The sequence below is a fragment of the Shewanella pealeana ATCC 700345 genome (assembly GCF_000018285.1).
Lineage (GTDB): Bacteria > Pseudomonadota > Gammaproteobacteria > Enterobacterales > Shewanellaceae > Shewanella > Shewanella pealeana.
Genome location: NC_009901.1, coordinates 4,030,079 through 4,053,613, shown reverse-complemented (window position 1 = coordinate 4,053,613; position 23,535 = coordinate 4,030,079). Strand labels below are relative to the sequence as shown.

Here is a 23,535-nt window from a genome sequence, read left to right as displayed (position 1 = left end):
ATACAGCTGTATACTTGGGCAATTAATTCAGAGCATCGACGAAGATATGATAAATCTAACCAATCAATTTGCGGGTCGTGTCAGTATGTTTGAAAACGGCACTTTTGTTGGCAGTGGCATGGCTAACCCTTTGGGTAATAGCATCTCATTTACCGATGCTCATGGCGCCTTTGCTGGGCAGGATATCGATAACGTATTTGGGGGAGTAAATCACTTTGACTCCCATGGTCAGTTTGATGGCTTTACTCGGCCAAACGTGTTTGGTGGTGTCGATAGGTATAATGCTAACGGCCAGTTTTCAGGCCATAGCGCCGATACCGCCTTTGGCGCCAATAGTTATGATGCTCAAGGAGGTTTAGATACCTCCTACATAGGTGATATCGATGCGGGTGATAACCTCACCGACTCCATTCTTAACTTTATTAATACCTAACTACAAATTCCTAATTAAAGATAGGGTCGGCAATGAACCAAATTCAGCAATTAGAAGCCGAAGCTTTTACCATTTTAGACTTACACCTTAAAAACGCTTTATCAATGGCCGATTCTGACAGCATCACTCAGATTGTTATTGGTCCACAGTGTTTATGTGAAGCGGTATGCATTGAGTTGGGAGCGGATATTCATCAATTTATTATGCTCAATGATGAGCAGTTTGAGCAAGGTTATGCCTTTGTCGAAGGCATTATAGAAAGAGACCGTAGCTCATTAATTGGTGATGTGAGTGGTATAGTTGGCTCGGTTATCAACCCTATAGGAAAGTGGGTTAGAGACTCTGTTGGTGAGCAGTTAGCAGACGATCCTATTTATATCGAACTGCGCAATATGTACCAAACTTTTGGCATGGATATCGTTCTGGGGATTTTCAGTGAATTGCTTAACCGTGGCAATGAGCCGGATCTATTGATTGCAGCCATGAGTAAATGGCGTGAAGAGTTGGGTTATATAGAAGGCTTTGACACCGAAGTCGAGCGTAACTTACTAGAGGGGATCGTCTCAGGTAAAAACAACAGCGCGGAAGCTAAAAAAGCCGAGATTGCCGGGTCTGTTGGTGGAGCGCTGGTGGGGGCAAAAGTTGGCGCGGTTATGGGGTCAATAGTACCAGGGGCTGGCACCATAGTCGGGGCGGCTGCAGGAGCGACTATCGGTAAACATTTTGGCGGAAAGGAACTGAATAAGTGCGGCCAAAATGAAGCCGTTAGCGAGGCTATTAATGATGTTAGTGGTAGGGTTAATGAAGTCAGTAGTAGTGTCAGCAATGTGGCTAGCGATACAGTGAATAGTATGAAAAACAAATTTAATAAGCTTTGGGCTTAAGTGATACATCGAGTTATTAATGTTTTAAGCTATATAGAGGTCATCAATGTTAGCTGCAGCTCTTTCTCCGTTGATATTAGTCATCGTACTTTGGTGTAATTTAGGTTATGAACTACTCACAGGCCAGCTGATTGCCTGGTATGAGTGGGCTATCGTTATCGTTGCCACCTTAGGTTACGGTGGTTACTATTTGAATTTGTTGTTACACAAGGATTGAGAAGGTAGGTAAAGAAGGTAGTAGGAAGGGCAAAGAAAGGTCCTAGGAAGAACAAAGACGAAGAAGGCTAAGACTGTAAGAGCCGAAAGGCCGGAAAACATATTCTCTTCAGTAGGTCGGGCTTTAGCCCGTCATGCTTTTGATTTTCCTAGCAGGACCAAGTCCGCCCTCGAAGCGAAGCGCCCTAGGATCTAGGACCTTTAATAAACAAAAAAGCCACCTCAAATGAGATGGCTTAATTTGTAATTAAATTGCTCCCCAGAATACCGACCGCTGGTGTAGCCCTTGAACCGTAGGTTCAAGGCGGGTAAATGAATACCTCCTAAGGCTTCTCGGTACGAGCCGAGCTTGCACAATGTCAGTAAAACATTCACCCTGGGTTTGTAATTATCGGCACAGGGACATTACCAGCTAGCGAATATCCCAGGGAGCAAAACTTGTGTTCGTAAACCAGTCGGGTGACTAAAATGGGCTTACGATAAAATTGTTAACCGCTGCTTATTAAGCAAGCTCTATTATAACGACTTTTCGTCAGGTTTTGTAGCGCGCTCAACGAGTGCGTCTTCAAGAGTTGACTGTAGCAAACCGATTTTATTATCCATCTGCCTAATATAATCTTGATTCTTTTGCTGTTCTTCTAACAGCTCATAACCGATATTTAATGCCGCCATAATGGCAATTTCTTCACGGCTAATGTTATTGGTACGCGCCTTAAGCGAGGTTAACTGCTTTTCGAGATTATTGGCCACATGCCTAAGCGCAGCTTCTTGTCCTTGTGGGCAAGCAATAGAGTAGGTACGACCCATAAGGGTAATTTCAATCGCCTTGCTACTCATTCCGAAAAGGATCCTTTAACCGTGTACTTGAGCGGACTATATCGGTCTCAATAGCAAAGTGCAACACGATCGGCTCGCAAACTGGCGCAGTTTAGATTAATTGTTGTTTAGATCGCCATTGGCGTATAAACATAAACCAGTTTGTACTAATAAAGTCATTAATCGCTGCATCATTGCAATAGTACCGAACTTTGAACAAAGGCCGACTTTTGCTAAACCTGTTATCGATGAATCGATTAGCCAGCAATCCTCGATAGAGTGGATTGCTGCTTTTGTGGCTAACCCCGCAAACTTTTGCCGACTTTATCGAGCGCACTATTGGTCGACACCCGCACTTCTGCTAGCATGAACACAGTATATTTTGTGATTGGATAACACTTTATGGCGAGTCTTCCTACATTGCGCATGGATAAATTACTTGCAGCACTTAATGCTGCTGAAATTGGTCAGCACCCAGTCGAAGTTCACGGTGCTCTTGTTGGGCTTATTTGTGGCGGAGTAGAGCAAAGTGCCTCAGGTTGGACTCAACCGCTATTAGAGCTGATGAACGATGGTCAAGCTTTACCTAAAGAGTTGCAAGCGCTGATTGAAGAATTATATCAAGATGCGGTTACCCGCCTGTCAGATACCGACTTTGGCTTTAGCCCTATGCTGCCAGAAGAGGAGGAGCCACTTTCTAAGCGTGTCGAAGCCCTGTCCTTATGGGTGCAAAGCTTCCTTACGGGGATTGCTATTATTCAGCCTAAGCTAAATCAAGCACCACTCGATGTGCGCGAAGTGATTCAAGATCTGTCTGAGATTGCCCAGGTGGAGTTTGATGTCGGTGAAGACGAAGAATCAGAAGCGGCGCTCATTGAGCTAATGGAGTTTACCCGTATGGCAGCACTCATGTGCTACGCCGAGTTTGGCCCAGCGGTTGATGACGACGAACCCATCGACGTGGGTGTGCTTCACTAAAACTCATACCTAAATACCGCCATCGCAGCAATTTGCAATGGCGGTTTTTGTATCTGCAACACTACCAAATATTTTTGTTATTGGGTCTATAAACTCATGGCTAATCCTAACGAGCTGGCTGATCTAGCAAGTAGCACACAGATAAATGAAGTCGATATCGCGATTGTTGGCGGTGCGATGGCGGGGGCAACTTTAGCCCTAGGCCTAGCAGAACTTGCTAAACAGCAAGCGAGCATTGGTGCCGATGCGCCAATTAAAATAGCCCTTATCGAGGCGCATAAGCCAAGCAATGAACACCCAGGGTTCGACGCCCGCTCTATCGCTATCTCCCATGGCTCTATCTTTGAGCTAAAACAGCTCGGCCTTTGGCAGCATCTTGACCCCTTAGCGACGCCAATTAGCAATATTCATGTATCCGATCGCGGCCACTTTGGAATGACGGAGCTTAATAGCGAGTCACTTCACCTGCCATATCTTGGCCAAGTGGTCGAGCTCGAAGCTGTGGGCAACAAGCTGTTTAGCCTGTTAGAGAAAAGCGATATTGCACTTTACTGTCCGAGTCGCTTGCACAGCGTTGAAGCGCGAATCGACTCACAACTGCTAACTCTCGAAGATGGCCAGCAGATCTCGGCAAAACTCGTGGTTGCCGCCGACGGGGTAAACTCTAAGGTGCGCCAAGCCTTTAAGCAGCCATTAGAACAAGTTGAGTTTGGTCAGAGCGCAATAATTGCCAATATTCATACCGAGCAGCCACATGCTGGCTGGGCCTATGAGCGCTTTACCCAAACCGGACCATTAGCCTTATTGCCTATGGCCGATAACAAGGGGGACTCGCGCTTATCTTTAGTGTGGGCATTACCGCCAGAAGAAGCTGAGCGGCTATTAACGGCGCCAAAGAGTGAGTTTATCGACAAGCTACAGCAAGCCTTTGGCTACCGAGCCGGGCGATTTGTCGATGTCGGTAATCGCTTTAGCTACCCGTTGACCCTGTCGTATATGCCAAGGCCTATCTACCACCGCACCGTCTTTTTAGGCAATGCCGCCCAGACCTTGCACCCAATTGCAGGCCAAGGTTTTAACTTAGGTCTGCGGGATGTGGTATGCCTGATTGAGGTACTTAAGCAAGTGCTTGCTAATCCAGAAGGTCAGGCTGGCAAGGATGTTGGTAGTAGCGAATTGACCCATCTCTTTCTTGAACGTCGTAAGACAGACCGACAAGGTACCATGAACAGTATCGAGTTTTTAGTGCGCGGTTTTTCTAATGATTATTGGCCGCTGGTGGTTGGGCGTAATCTTGGGCTACGATTGCTGTCTTGGTTCCCGCCGTTAAAGGCACCTGTTGCACGCCGCGCAATGGGCTGGAACCAAGGCGAATAGGCTAAGTACAACCGTCTCCATTAGCTAAGCATCATTATGGCAAGCTAGTGGCCGCGTAATTCACGCTATGAGCAGTATTTTTAGTAAGGGTAAAAGATGTTAAGCACACAAACTTATGATGTCGCAATTGTTGGTGGAGGCATGGTTGGCCTTGCAACGGCTATTGGTTTAGCGATGGAAGGCATTAAAGTCGTGGTGATTGATGCGGGTCAGACCCAAGCGGTATCGGGTGCCCCTAAGCTTAGGGTTAGCGCCATCAACAAGGCCAGCCAACAGCTGATTACTAACTTAGGTGCTTGGCCTTACTTGGCTGCATCGAGAGTGAGTCCTTACCAAAAAATGCAGGTGTGGGACAAAGACAGCCTAGGCAAGATTGATTTCGACGCCCATTCATTGAGTGAAACCCACCTAGGTTCGATTATCGAAAACGATGCCATCGCCTTTGCATTAGCCGAGCGCGCCAGTGAGTTTAGTGAGCTGACATATATCGAAAACCAGCGTCTAGAGCGTATTGCCTTTGGAGAGCGTGAGGCTTGGTTAACCTTAGATAATGGCGACAACTTAAGCGCAGCGTTAGTGGTCGCTGCGGATGGCGCTAATTCATGGGTGCGCGAGCAATGTAAAATCCCCATGACCTTCTGGGATTACAATCATCACGCTATTGTGGCAACTATACGCACCGAGTTGCCTCACGCTGGCACCGCAAGACAAGTATTCGACAGCGAAGGCCCATTAGCCTTCTTGCCTTTATATGAAAAAGATCTCTGCTCAATTGTCTGGTCGGTATCTCCAGAGAAAGCCGAGCAATTGCTGGCATTAGATAAGGTAGACTTTGAACGTGCCCTTACCGCCGCCTTCGATGGCCGTCTAGGCATGTGCACCCTTGAGAGTGAGCGTCAGTCGTTCCCGCTACGTATGCGTTACGCGCGTCACTTTGCACGGTCACGTCTGGTGTTAGCAGGCGATGCGGCGCACACCATACACCCACTAGCGGGGCAGGGAGTTAACTTAGGTTTCCTCGATGCGGCCAGCATAGTCGAGGTGGTGAGCGAGCTTAAACAGCAGGGTAAAGATATTGGTGATTACCGCAACCTGCGCGATCTTGAGCGCTGGCGTAAGGCCGAAGCGTTAGAGATGATCACCGCAATGGAAGGCTTTAAGAGGCTATTCCAAGGCACTAATCCGATTAAGAAAGCCATCCGTGATCTGGGCTTAAATATCGTCGACAATTTTGCGCCATTGAAAACACTGTTTATTCAACAGGCGCTAGGCAACAAGACTAATCTACCTAAGCTGTGTAAGCGGTCTGAAAGTTAACAACTACAACTCATTAGTTAAGTCTAAATAAGTCTTTAATTTCAGGGGTTTGTTTTTGCAATTAGTTTACTTGCTGTTTTTGTGTGAAAATTTCACATATTGATAATGAGAAAAACTAATGACAAAACTGTTCGGATTAGAAAATTCTTTTGTATACAAAGTCGTGTCTCAAGGTATAATTTCGCCGCATTTTAATACGACTACATTGATCTGCTGCTAGTCGCTTTATCGGTATCTTATATATGTACCCTACAAAAGTACGCGATATAAGTACGCTATATAAAGTGTAAAGTGATGGCGGCAGTTGCAGACTAGAAGACCCCAAAGAAGGGATAGAAATGGCTAACAAAACTGTACTTTTTAACAAGCACCTAGAATCGAACGGCAAGATGGTAGACTTCCATGGTTGGGATATGCCACTAAACTACGGTTCACAAATCGAAGAACATCACGCAGTTCGTCAAGACGCTGGTATGTTCGACGTTTCACACATGACAGTAGTCGACGTGATTGGTGATGACGCTTGTGCCTTTTTACGCAAACTGCTAGCCAACGATGTCGCTAAGCTTAAAGTGCCTGGTAAGGCACTTTACGGCGGTATGCTTGACCACAATGGCGGCGTTATCGACGACCTTATCACTTATTACCTATCAGATACCGAGTACCGTATTGTTGTTAACTCAGCAACACGCGAAAAAGACCTCGCTTGGATAAACGAACAAGTTAAAGGCTTCAGCGTCGAAGTGACCGAGCGTCCAGAGCTGGCGATGATCGCCGTTCAAGGCCCAAATGCTAAGGCAAAAGCGGCTACCGTATTTAACGATGCGCAAAACGCAGCAATCGAAGGCATGAAGCCATTCTTTGGTGTACAAGCTGGCTCACTGTTTATCGCAACCACTGGCTACACTGGTGAAACTGGCTACGAAGTTATCGTACCAAATGATGAAGCCGAAGCACTATGGCAAGCTTTCCTAGATGCGGGTATTAAGCCTTGTGGACTAGGTGCACGTGACACATTACGTCTCGAAGCGGGCATGAACCTTTACGGCCTAGATATGGACGAAAGCGTTAACCCACTTGCAGCCAACATGGGCTGGACTGTGGCATGGGAGCCAGCGGAACGTGACTTTAACGGTCGCCAAGCGCTAGAGAAGATTAAAGCAGAAGGTACAGACAAACTTGTTGGCCTAATCATGGACGCTAAAGGCGTTATCCGTCACGGCATGTCAGTGTTCTTTACCGACAGCGACGGCGTTGAGCAGCAAGGTACCATTACCAGCGGCACATTCTCGCCTACACTGGGTTACTCAATTGCCATGGCTCGCGTACCGCGCAGCATTGGTGACGTGGCTGAAGTAGAGATGCGTAAGAAGCGTGTACCGGTAAAAGTTATCGCTCCGTCATTTGTGCGCAATGGTAAGCAAGCCTTCTAATTTTCAGGCTTAATACTGGCTATTTAGTCCTACTTTGTTGTCGCCAGTGCTCATTGATGCTTATCAACTGCGCGCTGGCTCCTAAAATTAGAACTAAATCTCTGCGTATTAAGCTCTGAAAATGTTTTGTTGATGTGGCGAACATTCGCTTTATCAAGATTGTGTTATCTATTGGCTCAGTTGATGCTCTTAGTTGAGAGATTGGACCAATAGGCTAAAGTTTATGGTTTCATCAAACACTGATATAAAGTGGAAAGTGCTAAATTTGCCTGTTTGAGCAAGATCAATGTGGCAAACGTCAAAAACTAGATGAAATCGCTGCACTTATGATGTAAAAAAGGTGCAAAAGTTGATATAAGCCTTATAGGCAAATCAGTATAACGTCTTATTAAATACAGAATTAGAACATCGAATAAGGATTAAGACCAATGAGCAATATCCCAGCTGAACTTAAATATGCTTCTTCTCACGAGTGGATCCGTAAAGAAGAAGACGGTAGCTACACAGTCGGTATCAGTGAGCACGCTCAAGAGCTTTTGGGTGACATGGTGTTCGTTGAGCTTCCAGAAGTTGGCGACGACGTTAACGCTGGTGAAGACTGCGCAGTAGCAGAGTCAGTAAAAGCAGCATCAGACATCTACGCACCACTTTCAGGCGAAGTGGTTGCCGTTAACGAAGCACTGGAAGATTCTCCAGAGCTAGTCAACAGCGATGCATTCGGTGACGGTTGGTTCTTCCGCGTAATGCCTACCGACCTTGCAGAACTAGACAACTTGCTTGATGCCGAAGGTTATCAAGCAGTTATCGACGACGAATAAGCGTCGATGACTCACAAAGCCCCAACTCATCGCTGATTGGGGCTTTGTTCGTTATATGGCTTCTAAGCAAAATTAACAGGCATGTAAGTGAGAATATTTTGGCGCTAGATGTGAACCCTAGATGTAAACCAGAGTATTCAAGCGAACGTAAATAAGCCTCGGCAAAAAGGCCAAACAACACAAGCATTCTAAAACTAAAGAGACCGGTAGCACCGCCCCCTACAGGCAGGATACTGGCAAATATGGAACTAGGTTACTCATGACCACAGAAACCCTTACGCAGTTAGAGCAGCACGAATTATTTCTACGCCGCCACATTGGCCCAGGTGCAGACCAACAGCAAGAAATGCTTAACTTTGTCGGTGCAGAATCATTAGAAGATTTAACCGCACAAATCGTTCCAGGTGCCATTTTGCTAAACCGCGACTTAGCGGTTGGCGATTCATGTGGCGAAGCGGAAGGCTTAGCTTATATCCGCAAAATTGCAGACAAAAATAAGGTCTTCAAAAGCTATATCGGTATGGGCTACCACGGTACTGAAGTACCAAGTGTTATTCAGCGCAACGTGCTTGAAAATCCAGGTTGGTACACAGCGTACACACCATACCAGCCAGAGATTGCTCAAGGCCGTCTTGAAGCGATCTTAAACTTCCAGCAAGTGTCTATGGACTTAACAGGTCTTGATCTTGCCTCATCTTCACTACTCGATGAAGCAACAGCCGCTGCCGAAGCAATGGCACTGTCTAAGCGTGTTTCTAAAGCTAAAAAAGCTAACATCTTCTTCGTAGCTGATGACGTATTCCCACAAACTATCGACGTAATTAAAACTCGCGCCGAGTGTTTTGGTTTTGAGGTTGTCGTAGGTCCTGCAGAAGAAGCAGTTAACTACGAGCTATTTGGTGCCCTGTTCCAGTACACCAACCGTGTAGGTCAAATTTGCGATCACACAGAACTGTTTGCCAAGCTACATGAGAAAAAGGCACTTGTGTCAGTTGCAGCCGACATCATGTCGCTAGTGGTCCTTAAGTCGCCGGGTTCAATGGGCGCCGATGTGGTACTAGGTAACTCACAGCGCTTTGGTGTGCCAATGGGCTTTGGTGGTCCACACGCTGCTTTCTTTGTGACTCGTGACGAGTACAAGCGCTCACTACCAGGTCGTATTATTGGTGTATCGCAAGATACACGCGGTAACCGTGCACTGCGTATGGCAATGCAGACTCGTGAGCAGCATATCCGCCGCGAAAAAGCTAACTCAAACATCTGTACTGCACAGGTGCTGCTGGCCAACATGGCATCGTTCTACGCGGTATTCCACGGCCCACAGGGTCTTAAAGTCATTGCCGAGCGCATTCACCGTCTAACCGACATCGTGGCTGCAGCACTAACAGCAAAAGGCGTTGAGCTAGTAAACAACACTTGGTTCGACACCCTATCGATTAAAGGCTTAGACGTTACCGCTGTACAAGCGCGCGCTCTAGCTACTGGCCTGAACCTACGCATCGACAGCGATGGCGTGATTGGTGTGAGTTTGTCTGAAACCACCACTCGCAGCGACGTTGCTGAGCTATTTGACGTTCTTTTAGGTGAAGGCCACGGCCAAGATGCTGCAGCACTTGATGCCGCCATTATTGCAAACGGCAGCAGCTCAATTCCAAGCGAGCTTGTGCGTAAAGATGCTATCTTGACTCACCCAACGTTCAATCGCTACCAGAGCGAAACCGAGATGATGCGTTACATCAAGCGTCTCGAGAACAAAGATTTGGCGCTAAACCACTCAATGATCTCATTAGGCTCATGCACCATGAAGCTTAACGCGGCAACCGAGATGGCGCCTATCACATGGCCAGAGTTTGGCAATATGCACCCATTCTGCCCACAAGACCAAGCGCAAGGTTACGCGCAGCTGCTTGAGGAGCTATCAACATGGCTTGTGGATATCACAGGTTACGACGCCGTATCGCTTCAACCTAACTCAGGCGCACAGGGCGAATACGCAGGTCTGCTTGCGATTAAGCAATATCATGAGTCACGTGGTGATGCGCACAGAAACATCTGTCTAATTCCACAATCTGCGCACGGTACTAACCCAGCATCGGCGCAGCTTGCAGGCATGAAAATTGTGGTTACCGCGTGTGATAAAGCCGGTAACATCGACATGGCAGACCTAAAAGCCAAGGCGGCGGAAGTGGCTGATAACCTGTCTTGCATCATGGTCACTTACCCATCGACTCACGGTGTGTATGAAGAAACCATCGGTGAGATCTGTGAAGTTATTCACCAGCATGGCGGTCAGGTTTACCTAGACGGCGCCAATATGAACGCACAGGTTGGCCTAACATCACCAGGCTTTATCGGCGCAGACGTATCGCACCTTAACCTACACAAAACCTTCGCTATTCCACATGGCGGCGGTGGACCAGGTATGGGCCCAATCGGTGTTAAAAAGCACCTTGCGCCATTCCTATCTGGCCACAGTGTGGTTAAGCACGGTCTAGAGTCTGACAATAACGGTGCAGTATCTGCAGCGCCATTTGGTAGCGCAGGGATCCTGCCTATCACTTGGATGTACATCAAGCTGCTAGGTAAAAAAGGTCTACGTCAGTCAACTCAAGTAGCACTGCTTAACGCTAACTACGTGATGAAGAAGCTTTCTGCACATTATCCAGTGCTATACACAGGCCGTAATGACCGTGTTGCGCACGAGTGCATCATCGACTTACGTCCGCTTAAAGAAGCCTCAGGCGTGACCGAGATGGATATCGCTAAGCGTCTAAACGACTATGGTTTCCACGCACCAACCATGAGCTTCCCTGTTGCGGGCACCTTAATGATTGAGCCAACGGAGTCTGAGTCTAAGGTTGAGCTAGACAGATTCATCGAGGCTATGGTGTCTATCCGCGGCGAAATCGCCAAGGTAGAAGCAGGCGAGTGGCCAGTGGACAACAACCCACTGCACAACGCGCCGCACACCCTAGCTGACATCATGGACCCAGCGTTTGATTCACGTCCTTACAGTCGTGAAGAAGCGGTGTTCCCAACTAATGCGGTTAAGGCGAATAAGTTCTGGCCAACGGTTAACCGTATTGATGATGTTTACGGCGACCGTAACTTGATGTGTTCATGCGCCCCTGTCTCTGACTACGAATAATTTATAATGGCTACTTAGCCTTGATAATACGGCTTCAGCCTCAGATTTTCGCTGCTCATTGACTGGAGTCAACTCCGCGGCGAAAACCATCGGCTTCTTTGTCTTATCATCGGCAGTAACGCCATTACGTAAAACGCACCCTTAGTGGTGCGTTTTTTATTGGGTGAATTTTAAAGGCAGATTTGATAGTGGGCTGTTGCAACTAATGGCATTAGCCAGCAGAATCAGCTTTAAACCACTTGATTTAAACCATAGCAAAGTGACGACAAATACCGATGACACAAATTGATATGCAAGAACAACTTCCTATTACGATTAGTGCCGATAGCGGCTTTTCTAGTTCGCTTAAACCGTTATTGATTGAGCTGGAAATGTGGATCAACTTTCAGGCGTTGAAAGCGGATTGGTATGGCGATGAAACCTGTATCTTGGCTTTCGATTTTACCTTGGTTAGAAGCTTGGAAGATAAAGGGCTGCAAGCGGGTGCTGTGGCTGTTAGTGAAAAGAGTGGGAGCGCTGCGGCGGGAAAAGAGTGGATCTCGGGTGATGGTTATGCCTATTGTTATGACAGCACTAGCTTAAAGACCACGGCTTTTATTGCAGTTGCTGACTTGCTTGAGGCTGGTGTTGGGATAGAGCAAGCGATTAAGGCTAGATTGATAGCGGTAGCTAATGAGATTGCTAAGTCTGTGGCAAGAGGGCACAGGTTGTTGGGTTTGGTTTAGAGTAGCTCGGTAATACGCTCTTGAATAGATGTGAACTCAGAGGTTTGAAGAGTGTCTGCTATTCCGGCTCTGATAGGGTTTAAATCCACGTACATCATACATGCAAGTAATGCCTGTTCATCGAGTAGGGCTTGAGACTTAAACCTTCCTTCCCAGAATGCCCCCTTACACTCATCTTCACGATTCGCCCTACGCGCTACCTCCTCATTAAGACAACGCATAAACCAGGATATACTCGATAAACGCTCGTGCCACTCAGCTAATAATCCATCAAGTAGTAAACGCTCACCCTCAATTAATGTCTCGCCATTCATGTATTTGGTTGCTACAGCATGCCCTTTAGTGATTTTACACCATCGACTAATGACCTCTTTGTTACTCAATGATTTAGCTTTGTCAGTGTCGATTTTAAGGACTAAATGATAGTGATTATTCATGACAGCATAGGCACAAATATCGATACAGAAGACAGTTGAAAGCGCTTTGATTTTATCGACAATCCAGCCACGCCTATGTTCAAAGCTTTTACCTGTAAGCTTATCCTCGCCACAGAGAAATGCTCTTCTGACACAACGATTTATGATGTGATAGAAAGGAGTCGATTCTGGATCTATCAAAGTTCGTCGAGCAGAGGTCATAATCGCGATCCTACACTAGGCCAAGAGGAGGTACTGCAAAGCCTAGTAGAGGATGTGCTAAAGCACAAAAGATATGGCTGTCCTGTCTTTTTCCTGTCTTTTCTTGTGAAAGCACAAAAGATATGGCTGTCCTGTCTTTTTGTTGTTGTCCTGTCTTTTTGTTGTTTCTTAACAATATGTTACTATTGCGAAATTACTGAGGGAATTAACGATATAACTGCAATAGCGACTCGTATGGTTTTACGAAGTTTTGTAGGAGAGTGTATCTAGACTTTAATCGTTATCATTTGATATTTACTGGTTTAAAATATGCCTAAAAATGTACGTGCAAGACCTTATACATCACACCTTAAGATGCTTGAAGAAAAGAAGGGTTGTCTATCTGGACGGAATCAAGCAGAGTTCAGCTCTTGGGTTGATCCTGAAAAGGTAAAGTTCGCAGTTGAGGAGTTGAGAAAGGTTGAGTTTGTAGTAACGATTTTCAGGAAAGAAGAACCTAAAAAAGTAAAAGAGTTTTACTTTCCTTGTCAATTGATTGAAAAGCGTAGCCCTAAAAAGGTTAATATCAAAGCTGATACATATGCTGATTTTAATTGTGATGAATCAATCATAATCGAAGGCCTTGTTGGTCATGGTAAGTCAATACTTTTAAGGCATTTACATAATTATGAGTTGAATTCGGCAGCAACAATTCCATTATTTATAGAGCTAAAAGATGTAAATGTTGAGCAACCTATATCTGAGTTTTTTTCAGAATACATAGAGAAAAACCTTGGTTTTAGGTGTTCTGAAAAACTGTTTGAATCGTTGTTGAAAATTGGTTTGTTTTCATTCTTCTTTGATGGCTTTGATGAGGTTGAATATGATATTAGGCAGAATGTTGTAGAGTTTATTCAATATGTAGCTTCGAGAAGTTCAAACAAAAAAATATTTGTTACAACTCGGCCTGGCAATGAGATACAACGTTCATCTAGCTTTATTATTTTTAGTATTAAACCCCTTGATAACGATGAGCAGATTGGTTTTGTAAAAAAATTAATGGCGACAGAAAAGTCTATCGTTCAAAAAGAGAATTTGCAGCGAAACATTGATAGTTTACCTAAAAAACTAAGAGAGCTTTTGAAAACACCTCTTATGCTTACATTGTTTTCAATGGTATATCGAAATAAAGTAAAAATTCCGGAAGACCACTCAGACTTTTATAAAAAACTGTTTGATACTTTGGTGTCTGAACATGATGGTTTAAAATTGGGTTTTACAAGGCCAACAAAAACATTGTTCAGTGCAGATAAAATCAAAACTGCATTGGAATTGTTGTCATATTATTCTATTAAATCATCTGAATTATCGGGAAGTAAGGACGACTTCATTCGGGTAATAAAAAATGTTCTTTTAGATATGGGAGAGAAAGTAACTCAAGCAAGCAATTTATTAGATGATATAACTAGGAATACGTGTTTACTGCAAATCGATGATCATGATTATCGATTTTTACATGAAATGATACCACATTACTTCGCTGCATCTTGTATTAAAGAGCAAACTGATGATTTAGATGCGATAAGTTTTTATGGTTCTAGTCGCCGTAAGTGGCGACAGTGGTTAAATGTATTGCAATTTTTAGCAGATATTGACACTAGACGATTTGTAAGAAATCTTTATTTACCTGAAGTAGAGTTGTTTTTTGAGCCATCACTACTTCCTAGGAAGTTGTCGTTTACTAGTGAAGGTGCTGATATGTTTTCGAGAAATTTTTATTTTATTATATTTATTGGAAGCTCAAAGGAAATGACGGCAGAGGATAAGTATAAAGATGTTTTAATGTTTAATGTGTCAACAAACTTCCTAGTGGATAAACACTTTTGGAACCCAGGTCATTCTAACGGAACCACAGAGAAAGTTAATCTAGATAGTTTTATTGATAGGGTTTACAGGAAAGTAAGTGGGTGTAGACAAGATGATAATTTTACTCAGTTATCAAAAATTGGTGTTGCGTCTGACATAGAAGAGCACAAAGTAAGGGTTATTAACCTCTTCGAAGTGTTAAATGAGTTGAAGTTGAATCAATGGTTTAAAGATGAGTTGAATAAACTGCCTTTAGATAATATGAAGGCAAAGTATATGAAGTATTATGAACTTAATAGAAGGAAAGAGGAAGAAAGTAAAAAGGGGAAGTTTGAGGTATGAGTATTCTTTGGAGTGATTTGCGGGTTTTAGGTAATAGTAAGTTGATTACAAGTAATTACTTTTGGATATTTTTAATCCCGTTTTTGACTATTAATTTTGAGCGCTTTTCAACTTTTTCAGGTGTGGATTTATTTATTCCTTTTAGTGTCTCTAAGTTTTTTTATGCATCTTTGTGTTTTGCTATTGGCACTCTTATTTATCAGGTTAGGTGTCCTTTGATGATTAAGCAGAACTCAAGTTTGAGCGATTTTGAAAGCGAAGGGAAAACTATGCAGCACATTATTGACTACCTTCAGTTATCTTCATCAAAAATAGGGTCTAAAGTTTCTTGTGATGATATCTTTAATTTTGTAAAAGACTTTGATAAGACTAAGGATGTAGATTGTAAAGCGGTGGTTGGTATTTTAAATCGGAAGAGGGAGGTTGAGTCAGTTTTTATTGATTCTGAACTTAGAGCTGACTTTTTTTGGAAAACTTATAATAAGCTTAATTGTCAGTTCCGTATCTCAGCAGTTTTTTGTTTTATCTTTTACTTTCTTGGTTTGTCTTTTTTATTCGTGAGTGCCATTGTAAATGTTTTTTATGCACTGAAACTATTTATTTGCGAGGTATGAGTGTGAATAAGTTTTAGAGATGGTTGTTAATGTTTTTAACTAGGGGGTATAGTGTGCGTAATAAAGAAATTGATAATAGGTTGGGTGAGTTATGTAATATGCTTTCTAAGGTTGGAACGGTAAAATTCTACATGCTGGCTATAATTTTTTGCATTGTTTTTTCTTTTGTTTCATATTTTGTGTCTGGTTGGGTTATTGATACTGATATACTTTATGCTTACAATGAGATGGATGAAGAGTTAAAGTCGATTATATCAATACAGTCTTGGTGGATTGGTAAAGTTTGTGAGTTAAGTATTCCTTTGTTTATGTATATGGCATTAAGGTTTCAACTATTGAAACTTGATGATGATGTACATGATAAATTAGTTAAATTGCTTCCTTGGATAAAGCCTTTTAAAGATTTCTTCATTTCTGGATTACCAATGTTTTTTGTTTTTACAGCAGGTGTCTTTTATGGGGTGAGTTATTTCTTAGTTAAAAATGCTGATCTACAATTTGTTTGGTTATTGGTTTTTCCTACAGTAATGATTATTCTAGCTTTAAATATGAGGAGGTTTCTATCTTTAAACCCTAGTGAGGGTTGGCTTGGTGAGTTTACTTGCAAAAATAAAAACAGCCTAACTGTTGTTATGTTATTTATTTCATTGTGTCTTTGGGGGTATACATCAGTTTGGAAAACTATCTCTGATCGTGTAGATATTTTTGATTATGGGCAAAAAATCAAAATTGAGCGCAATAATAACTAATTGAAACTAACCAACCATAGATATATATGGACGCTCCCGGTTAGTCAAGACAGTACTTCGCTAACCGAGGCTTTTTTGCCTTAGTTTCTATTTATTCTTGGCTCCAGTTTAGTGCTTATTGACTGACTCTTTTCGCTTTAAGCAACGACCAACCATAGACACCCATAGATAATGGCATGTTTGTCGGCCTCTTACTAAGCTTTAGTTATTGCTGAAGAGAATAAGTGGAAGAGAATAGAAGTGAATAAGTGGGGTCAGAGTAAACTTTATGCTATTGGCTTTGTTGGCCGCCCCATTTTCTGCGGTCTCGTGTTTGTGTTTGTTAGTTTCTCAATATCATCTTTAAATTTATTATTTCCGATAGCCATGCCTTTGTGGGTTGCTTGTCGAATATCTTCAATGATTTGTGTGTCTAACTGGTGTTTAAAGAGTGCTCGATAACATGCTTGTCGGGCTTTTTCTGTAGGATGAATAGCGAGGTAAGCAGGGTGAGGCGTACATAATGTGGAGGCTTTGCCTAAGGCGTTGATTTGGTAACTGGACCATTGATATTCAGAAGGGGCATCGACCATATTTGCTCTAACTGGATTGAGCTCTATATAGTGATATAGTTGTAGTAGATAGTCTTCAGTCTGTACTAGGCAAGACTTATATCGTCCCTCCCATAGTGTTCCAGAGCGTTTATAAGTGTAATTAAAATACCTCACATACTGTCGCCCAAGAGACTGCATCATTTGGCTAATCGCATTGGTTTCTTGCGGTGTGCAAAGTAGGTGAACATGGTTTGTCATAAATACCCAGGCATGGATTTCAACCTGAAATTTCTTGGCATAGTCCTTTAACCATCCGGCATAGGCAATAAAGTCTTGTTCTGCAGCAAAACATGCTTGGCGGTTATTACCGCGTTGAATGACATGTTGAGGTATGCCTATCGGATTGGCTCTAGGTTTTCTAGACATGTGCAAGTTCCTTTTGCAATGTTCACTTTGTTAATGAGTATAGATGAATAACTTTAGTTCACTCCGCCCCTACTTTTGACTGTTCTAGTGCTATAACAAATAAGCAATCAAAGGTTAATTGGCCGATCTCAATATTTGACATGTCCACCATTCCTGAGAGTCGCACAGTTCCGGTCTTGCCCTCAAAACGGCCTGTACCTTCTAAAATTGCATTTTCGTTGCTGGAGGCTCCCGTTATGTGAGTTATGGCTTGGCCATCTGGAGTCACTATCTCATTTGTGACGGGCTGAACGCTTGTGTTTCCTCTGGTGATGAGTGTGCCTTGGGGTAAATAGAAATATGTTGTACCAACTAAAGATAGCCCGTCGCCAACGCTGGATATCATCGACAAACAGTCGACGGCTTTACCAATCAAATGACCATTTTTGCCATTGACTAGATTGACTTCGAAACAAGTGGCGTCATCTTCAATGCCATCACCGTCAATATCCGGTACCTTAAGTAGCTCGCCATTCCCAGTACCAACCAAGTTTAGGATCATTACATTTCCTCCACCTTGATTGTCACCTATAGCATCAGATGAAACACTTATAAAAATGAGTAAAACCAGTGCAATGATAAATTTTGTATTCATCGTTGTATCCTTAATGAAATAGATTACATGTGCGGTAAAAACAGCATAAATCGTGCCCTATTTTAATTAACTGGTTTTATTGGCTTTACTTTTTTAAATTGAAAATTACCCAGAGAGTGAACACATAATCTGTTCAACGTGGACACTTTTGGTACGAAAAAGCATAGCCCTCATCAACTAAGAGTCACCTTAGATACCCATACTAGAAGCTTATTCTTTCGCTTTGTTTTCTTTAGGAAAAATGCTCGTTTACGCCTTAACAGCACATTAATGTGAAACCGTTTCAATTATTATGCTCATTTTTGCGAGTTAATTATGAAAACAATAAATATTACTTGGAAAGCGGGTGAAGAGTTTCATGAAGGTACAGCAGGGCTGACAGCTTGGCATGATTTTCAAGGGTACGGTAGTGTTGAATTTCTCACCCGAGAAGATCTGGCTATTGCTGATAGCATGCAGCAATGGTTCATAGATAATGAAAAGCGTATTTATGCGCTTGTTTGTGATTATGTGAATGACAACTATCAAGAATTACTTGAAGACTCAGAGTTTTTAGATGTGTTTGACGAAGATTCAGAATCTTACGAAACCGGTGTTGGCGAGGTGAGCGAAGCCGATATGCAGGCTGGGGATATCTTTAAGTTAATGCAGCTGTCCGGATTTATTTTACATCACCCAGACAAAAATGCAGTTGGGATGATTTTTGAATGTGCTTGGGATGAAGAGCATGGCTTTGGCATTGTGATCCAAGGTGACAGCATTATCTTGCAAGACGGTGCCCAAGTCGCGTATAGAAGCCTTAAATCATAAAACTAAGCAATCATAAAACCGAGCAATTATAAAACCGAACATAGACACCCTGAATGAATGCTCAGAATAAATGCCCTGAATAACTTCGGGCTAAATGACATATTTTACAACATCTTACTCAGCCTCCTATATTACGAATTTGAGGGGGAGGTTGTTATGCCCCATTTTAGAACGACCTTGATTGGCTCAGTACATTCCCGCTCTGTAACTTATGCAAGTTTGCCATGTCTTTAACGGTTTCATCTTTATTAGCGCTAAGCACAACACTACGCAGTGTTGTGCTTTAGTCCGGTATAAGTTTTAGTGTATTTAATAGCTCTGCCTTGAAAACATCTGTTTAAGCTGGGCTTCTTCCGCATCGGTAAGCATAGGCTCGGGGGCGACCTGCACGTTAGTTGGGCAGGCTGATTCATTGTCTAAAACCTTATCAAACACCTGAAAATGGCTAGCTGAGACTGTCTGATATTGGCAAATGAGCAAGTTCTCATCAGTTTGGGTTTTCACTAAGTTTGCAGTGACTGCCGTATTTGAGGAGGCGTGAACACTGCCTATTGAGATAAACAAGGTCAGAGCGATAGTGGTAAACCTTTTCACTGCTGTTGCTAACATATTCACAGCGATTGCTATCATTTTGGTTAATTGCTTCATCTGTCACCTCTGCTTAATCATCCTTATTGATAATCAATATAGCGACAGAATGCTGTACTGAAACTTAATGATTTATCATGACATTTCCAATTCTAGCGTCCAATCAGAAACTTTGACTTGCTTTGCGTATGAGGGGGGCTTAATCGCTACAATCGCGTCAACAACAGACTTATGGAAAAATACTATGATTGACTCAAATGAGGGCGTAAACACCAGTCTATTTTCTAACGGAATACCATTGAGCTCTTCGAAGTCAAAACCTACCTCATCATCCAGAATATTGATGATGTTGTAGCAGTGAAGGTAAAGGTAATCTTTATCAATAATCTTAGCGGGAACAAGTGAGTTGTTATATAAATTCAGCTCTACTAAAGGCTTTGCATAGTCCATATCGAAGAGCAGCTTAGTGCTAGCCGAAATATCAAATGATGCGGCTATTGGTTTAAAGGTTCTTAGACTTTTACATTCAAAGCTGGCTGGGACATTTGTTGATATCGCTTGGTCTCTCAAGATCCCCAGTCTGCGAGTATCGTTCATATTGACCACAAAATTGACTTTGGAGTAGTCATTTGAAAAAACATAATACTCATCTTTAATTGGCATCGTAGGCTTATCCAGAATTCTGAACTTCATAAATGGGAAGCTGGCTTAGCAATATGCTGCTAAGTCTGTTTTGCCGAATGTAAACGCTTAAGGTCTGTTATTACAAGGTTTTCTTCTTGTTTGTTGTGTAAGCCTCTGTTGCGTAGGTAGTTATCTGTTATATTCGCGGGCACCAAAATTCACTCTAGAGTTTACCAATGATAAAGATCGCACCACTTTGCCTTGCATCGTTTCCCTTGGTTCTCATGCTGGGTTGCAGCTCAAGCTATGAAGCCCCGCAAACAAGGTCCGCTGCAAGCAATGCTAATAGCCTATTTGTTGAGGCCAGTTTGTATCAACATACAGGTGAATACGATAAAGAATATGATGCGTTGCAGCAGATCATCACAGCTTACCCTAACACCCGTGCTGCTGTTGTTAGCTCATTGGAAGTAGGTAAGTTAACCGACAAAGTGTTTAATGGCGGCATAAAAAAAGATAGCGATAAGTATCCGCAATCCAGCTACCAAGACTTACTGAGGTCATTAGCTAAGGCATTGAAAAGTAAAGATGCTAATTATCTGGTTTATCATTTAAGTCAATATGCAAACCTTCCTGATGTAGACGTTGATCAGGATATTATCGAAACCATGCAAAGCTTGTTAGATACTAATGATCCTCGAGTCACCTCTATAATCGATAATATTAATCTGCTGTTAGATAACGATGTTCAGCCTGAATTTGATGAGGTGCTCGAAAAGCAAGTTGCAGTGCTTTATAAAATGCACTGGCAAGACGTTAGAGGGTTTAGATTGATTAAAGCCAATAATAATTACTATTGGCACCTAAGATAATGGCAAAGGCTTCTAAGATAATGAAAAAACACATTCGCTTAATTAACACGCTATTGAGTGCATCCTTGTTACTGTTAACCCTTAGTTATACCAGTTTGAGCTATGCCGCTGTCGATGCGGCCAATCTTGAGTTTGTCACTGCAAAGCAGCTAGAGGATAGCATCCAGTTAGATAAGGCCTATGACAAGTTTCAACAGATTGCCGAGCAATATAGCTCATCAACTATTGCGCAACTGAGCAAAATTCGACTCAATGAGTTAAATGGTCAGGTATTTAGAAATGGCGTTAAAGTGGATAACGATAAGTATCCGCAAGATAGTAAATTGGCGTTGGCGAACTCAGTGGTCAAAGCTCTATCGAGTAATGATTACCGATATTTTTTCGCTCATTTAGCCATGCCAGAAGATGGTACTTTATTTTTTACAGGCTTAGACCAAGATGAGTATAACGGCCTCACTAAGCAAATATCTGAGCTGAAGCCGGCTGTTCGCGAACGTTTTATCAATGATTACGCCGCAATTGCGGCGAGCTTAAAAAATGAAACCGATACGACAGTTGCCAGTGCAATCGCTAACGCAAAAGAGAGTCACTTTAGCTTGTCGATAGATGGCTGTGGTTTCAGCGACTCAAGTAATACTTGTTATAACTACAGATCTGAGCAAGGTAACCGCTACATCATCTTAGAGCAAGCGGGTCGATTCTATTTTTCAGGACTTTAATCGCACAGCTGCTTTAAGGCGCCCATAGTTAATGGCATGTTTGCAGACCTCTTGCTCAGCTTTCGATATTACTGTCCCGAGCACAATAAAGCGCAGCTTGTGCTGCGCTTTAGTTCGGTATAGTTAACATACGTTTTAGCGAGCTTTAATAACTCTGGCGAGAGAACATCTGTTTAAGCTGTGCTTCTTCCGCATCGGTAAGCATAGGCTCGGGCGAGACCTGTATGTTAGTTGGGCAGGCTGATTCATTGTCTAAAAGCTTATCAAACACCTGAAAATGGCTCGCTGAGATTGTCTGATATTAGCAGATAAGCAAGTTTCCATCGGTGTTAGATTTGACTAAATTGGCGGTTACTGCCGTATTTGGTGAGGCGTGAACGCTGCCCATTGAGATAAACAAGGTCAGAGCGATAGTGGTTGCCGTTTTCGCTGCTGTTGCTAACATTTTAGATAATTGTTTCATCTATCGCCTCTGCTTAATCATCTTAACTTGATGATTAATATAGCAACAGAATGCTGTACGGAAACTTAACGATTTACTATAGGGCGATGTTTTTACGTTGGTTTATAGGGCTGAGCAGCACTCAGCCTTATAGATGGTTTTCCTACAAGCTTCTGGCTAGCTTTATAAACTCGTCAATTTCAATTCTGATGGGGGAGTTAGATGAGATATCTAACTTATCAATACCATCTTTTTGGGTTATCCGCGCCATGCTTCTAAATTGCCAATTTCTGCTGATTTTCATCCCAGCTTTTTGAGCAAAGCTTTCTGCATACTTAATTTCCGATTCATGACATTTTTTATGTGCTTCCCAGTTTACGGTGTAGTAATCATTACCAGTTTCTTCATCGGTATGTTTCGCTAAATTAAAGTAATAAGGGTAGTAGTCGTCTGGATTTGAGTAATGTTTAGTTAGCAAAAAGGACACTCCGTCGGATTCAACATCAGATATTATTTGTGGGTAAATATTCTTGATTTCATCGGCTAAATGCTCGAAGGAAGAGTAGTCTTGAATGTAATCTAATACTTCATGGGATGCTTGCAAGATTAGTAACAATTCATTGAGATCATCACTGTCTCTTACCTGCGACTCTAACGCAAGACTATTGAAATAGTTCTGTGGTGATACATGGCCTAATTGTATTTGCTTACCATTGGCCATCACCGATTCATGACTCAATGTCTCAAATAATGAAGCATGTTTATGGGCTAATAGCTTTGCATACTTAGTGATGTCTTTATCTGCTTTTTCGGTGTGTTCATCCCACTCGCCGAAAACATAGGCTTGAATGTCTTTTAATACACCACTTTGCCTAGCAGGTAGTGCTTCTGATTCGAGAAGCCTTTTTATCGCAGTGCTTATCCATTCATCATCCAATTGAACGAATGCAGGATGCATTTGTTTGTCATGATTTTGATTGCAGCTGTCAGATAAAATGTAATATTTTTTCCAGTCAGGGTAATGGGTTTCTGCCCAATCAAAATAGGAAAGGAGTTGACCAGTATGGGCCTTGCTACCGTCTTTTCGCTCAATCAAAATGAGGGTTTTGGATGCTGCATCGGCTAGCAATAGGTCAATTCTTTTGTTGTTGGTTATCACCAGCTCACGCATAACCGTGGCTTGGTTGAAGCTTTTTACTGATAGCTCGTATGCTTGTGGTAGATCAATTAACTGCTCAGTTGTTGCTTCACGGTAATATGCTGCGAGTAATGCTTTAATAAAGTAGTCTTGTTGCAGGTGTCCTTCTCGTGGTGTTAGTAACCAACGTAAGGTATCTGATTTGCGGTTTTCATCAAAAGTGACATATCCATCCAGATAAGTCACAGCTTTAAATCGCTGGTAAAAGGCGAGATAATTAGGGTCTTGAAAAAACTGATTTAAGTCCGATTTGAGTTTTAGGTATAACGGTTCCATTGATAGCCTTTGATAATATTTTAAAATGTTTATCAATGGAATGAATTGCTAGCTGAAGTTTCAGAAAGGGGTCTACACAG

24 protein-coding genes, 1 other RNA gene and 1 pseudogene are annotated in these 23,535 nt (G+C 42.7%); 16 read left to right on the top strand and 10 right to left on the bottom strand.

The genetic code is table 11. The annotated features are described in order from the left end of the window. Positions 1-46: 46 nt before the first annotated feature. The 3 genes from SPEA_RS17460 to SPEA_RS23290 are packed head-to-tail and all read left to right on the top strand — an operon-like array spanning position 47 to position 1,534. Entirely contained in the window at positions 47-433 is a 387-nt protein-coding gene (locus tag SPEA_RS17460; RefSeq protein ID WP_012156524.1) for a hypothetical protein, read from the top strand. Between the two features lie 32 nt (positions 434-465). Then, complete coding sequence (locus tag SPEA_RS22430; RefSeq protein ID WP_012156523.1) at positions 466-1,317, top strand: DUF6861 domain-containing protein; 852 nt, start codon at positions 466-468, stop codon at positions 1,315-1,317. A 46-nt stretch (positions 1,318-1,363) separates the two neighbouring features. Further along, positions 1,364-1,534, top strand: a complete 171-nt coding sequence (locus SPEA_RS23290; protein WP_190272078.1) for a hypothetical protein — start codon at positions 1,364-1,366, stop codon at positions 1,532-1,534. Positions 1,535-1,785: 251 nt separating this feature from the next. Here SPEA_RS23290 and ssrS read toward each other — a convergent pair. Both ssrS and SPEA_RS17450 read right to left on the bottom strand, forming a co-directional pair. Beyond that, positions 1,786-1,967, bottom strand: a non-coding RNA gene (ssrS, locus tag SPEA_RS22855) — 6S RNA. Between the two features lie 82 nt (positions 1,968-2,049). Continuing rightward, positions 2,050-2,370, bottom strand: coding sequence for a cell division protein ZapA (locus SPEA_RS17450; protein ID WP_012156522.1), 321 nt, complete (start codon positions 2,368-2,370; stop codon positions 2,050-2,052). A 381-nt stretch (positions 2,371-2,751) separates the two neighbouring features. On the opposite strand from SPEA_RS17450, the gene SPEA_RS17445 reads away from it, so the two are divergent. The 7 genes from SPEA_RS17445 (at position 2,752) to SPEA_RS17415 (ending at position 12,145) form a co-directional block, all read left to right on the top strand. Continuing rightward, a complete protein-coding gene (locus tag SPEA_RS17445) occupies positions 2,752-3,327 on the top strand; it encodes a UPF0149 family protein (protein ID WP_012156520.1) in 576 nt (191 codons plus the stop codon). Positions 3,328-3,423: 96 nt separating this feature from the next. Further along, the gene (ubiH, locus tag SPEA_RS17440; protein ID WP_012156519.1) at positions 3,424-4,704 is read left to right on the top strand and encodes a 2-octaprenyl-6-methoxyphenyl hydroxylase; all 1,281 of its coding nucleotides are present in this window, start codon (positions 3,424-3,426) and stop codon (positions 4,702-4,704) included. A 96-nt stretch (positions 4,705-4,800) separates the two neighbouring features. After that, on the top strand, positions 4,801-6,021 hold the full coding sequence (locus SPEA_RS17435) for an FAD-dependent 2-octaprenylphenol hydroxylase (protein ID WP_012156518.1): 1,221 nt from the start codon (positions 4,801-4,803) through the stop codon (positions 6,019-6,021). 338 nt (positions 6,022-6,359) lie between these two features. Continuing rightward, on the top strand, positions 6,360-7,454 hold the full coding sequence (gcvT, locus tag SPEA_RS17430; protein WP_012156517.1) for a glycine cleavage system aminomethyltransferase GcvT: 1,095 nt from the start codon (positions 6,360-6,362) through the stop codon (positions 7,452-7,454). A gap of 428 nt (positions 7,455-7,882) precedes the next feature. Continuing rightward, positions 7,883-8,272, top strand: a complete 390-nt coding sequence (gene gcvH, locus SPEA_RS17425) for a glycine cleavage system protein GcvH (protein WP_012156516.1) — start codon at positions 7,883-7,885, stop codon at positions 8,270-8,272. Positions 8,273-8,531: 259 nt separating this feature from the next. Continuing rightward, positions 8,532-11,420 (top strand): aminomethyl-transferring glycine dehydrogenase, encoded by a 2,889-nt coding sequence (gcvP, locus tag SPEA_RS17420; RefSeq protein ID WP_012156515.1) that lies wholly within the window; start codon positions 8,532-8,534, stop codon positions 11,418-11,420. A gap of 275 nt (positions 11,421-11,695) precedes the next feature. Further along, the gene (locus tag SPEA_RS17415; RefSeq protein WP_012156514.1) at positions 11,696-12,145 is read left to right on the top strand and encodes a hypothetical protein; all 450 of its coding nucleotides are present in this window, start codon (positions 11,696-11,698) and stop codon (positions 12,143-12,145) included. Positions 12,146-12,147: 2 nt separating this feature from the next. Here SPEA_RS17415 and SPEA_RS17410 read toward each other — a convergent pair. Beyond that, positions 12,148-12,783, bottom strand: a pseudogene (locus tag SPEA_RS17410) (transposase); the annotation flags it as partial. 309 nt (positions 12,784-13,092) lie between these two features. Between SPEA_RS17410 and SPEA_RS17405 the strand changes: the two are divergent. Genes SPEA_RS17405 through SPEA_RS17395 form a run of 3 tightly spaced genes read left to right on the top strand, consistent with a single transcriptional unit; the run spans position 13,093 to position 16,333 of the window. Next, on the top strand, positions 13,093-14,970 hold the full coding sequence (locus SPEA_RS17405; RefSeq protein ID WP_012156512.1) for an NACHT domain-containing protein: 1,878 nt from the start codon (positions 13,093-13,095) through the stop codon (positions 14,968-14,970). Continuing rightward, a complete protein-coding gene (locus tag SPEA_RS17400; RefSeq protein WP_041411060.1) occupies positions 14,967-15,584 on the top strand; it encodes a hypothetical protein in 618 nt (205 codons plus the stop codon). The genes SPEA_RS17405 and SPEA_RS17400 overlap by 4 nt, the downstream gene beginning before the upstream one ends. 53 nt (positions 15,585-15,637) lie before the next feature. Next, a complete protein-coding gene (locus SPEA_RS17395) occupies positions 15,638-16,333 on the top strand; it encodes a hypothetical protein (protein WP_041411059.1) in 696 nt (231 codons plus the stop codon). Between the two features lie 266 nt (positions 16,334-16,599). Here SPEA_RS17395 and SPEA_RS17390 read toward each other — a convergent pair whose 3' ends face one another. Beyond that, positions 16,600-17,292, bottom strand: coding sequence for a transposase (locus tag SPEA_RS17390; RefSeq protein WP_012156509.1), 693 nt, complete (start codon positions 17,290-17,292; stop codon positions 16,600-16,602). 58 nt (positions 17,293-17,350) lie between these two features. After that, positions 17,351-17,926: a hypothetical protein gene (locus SPEA_RS17385; RefSeq protein WP_012156508.1), complete on the bottom strand. Its 576-nt coding sequence runs from the start codon at positions 17,924-17,926 to the stop codon at positions 17,351-17,353. A 315-nt stretch (positions 17,927-18,241) separates the two neighbouring features. Here SPEA_RS17385 and SPEA_RS17380 point away from each other — a divergent pair, with 315 nt between their 5' ends. Continuing rightward, positions 18,242-18,736, top strand: a complete 495-nt coding sequence (locus SPEA_RS17380; RefSeq protein WP_012156507.1) for a DUF6985 domain-containing protein — start codon at positions 18,242-18,244, stop codon at positions 18,734-18,736. A 309-nt stretch (positions 18,737-19,045) separates the two neighbouring features. Here the strand turns inward: SPEA_RS17380 and SPEA_RS17375 are convergent, their stop codons facing one another. Both SPEA_RS17375 and SPEA_RS17370 read right to left on the bottom strand, forming a co-directional pair. After that, the gene (locus SPEA_RS17375) at positions 19,046-19,384 is read right to left on the bottom strand and encodes a hypothetical protein (RefSeq protein WP_012156506.1); all 339 of its coding nucleotides are present in this window, start codon (positions 19,382-19,384) and stop codon (positions 19,046-19,048) included. Between the two features lie 75 nt (positions 19,385-19,459). Further along, entirely contained in the window at positions 19,460-20,017 is a 558-nt protein-coding gene (locus tag SPEA_RS17370; protein WP_012156505.1) for a hypothetical protein, read from the bottom strand. Positions 20,018-20,184: 167 nt separating this feature from the next. Between SPEA_RS17370 and SPEA_RS17365 the strand changes: the two genes are divergently transcribed. Continuing rightward, on the top strand, positions 20,185-20,820 hold the full coding sequence (locus tag SPEA_RS17365; protein WP_012156504.1) for an outer membrane protein assembly factor BamD: 636 nt from the start codon (positions 20,185-20,187) through the stop codon (positions 20,818-20,820). Between the two features lie 20 nt (positions 20,821-20,840). Continuing rightward, complete coding sequence (locus SPEA_RS17360; protein ID WP_150102248.1) at positions 20,841-21,539, top strand: hypothetical protein; 699 nt, start codon at positions 20,841-20,843, stop codon at positions 21,537-21,539. Positions 21,540-21,684: 145 nt separating this feature from the next. Here SPEA_RS17360 and SPEA_RS23455 read toward each other — a convergent pair whose 3' ends face one another. The 3 genes from SPEA_RS23455 to SPEA_RS22425 all read right to left on the bottom strand — a co-directional run bounded on the left by SPEA_RS23455 (position 21,685) and on the right by SPEA_RS22425 (position 23,455). Beyond that, the gene (locus SPEA_RS23455) at positions 21,685-21,810 is read right to left on the bottom strand and encodes a hypothetical protein (protein WP_263053336.1); all 126 of its coding nucleotides are present in this window, start codon (positions 21,808-21,810) and stop codon (positions 21,685-21,687) included. 30 nt (positions 21,811-21,840) lie between these two features. Then, the gene (locus SPEA_RS23405) at positions 21,841-22,002 is read right to left on the bottom strand and encodes a hypothetical protein (protein WP_223296523.1); all 162 of its coding nucleotides are present in this window, start codon (positions 22,000-22,002) and stop codon (positions 21,841-21,843) included. A gap of 142 nt (positions 22,003-22,144) precedes the next feature. Continuing rightward, positions 22,145-23,455, bottom strand: a complete 1,311-nt coding sequence (locus SPEA_RS22425; protein WP_012156502.1) for a PD-(D/E)XK nuclease family protein — start codon at positions 23,453-23,455, stop codon at positions 22,145-22,147. Positions 23,456-23,535 lie beyond the last annotated feature (80 nt).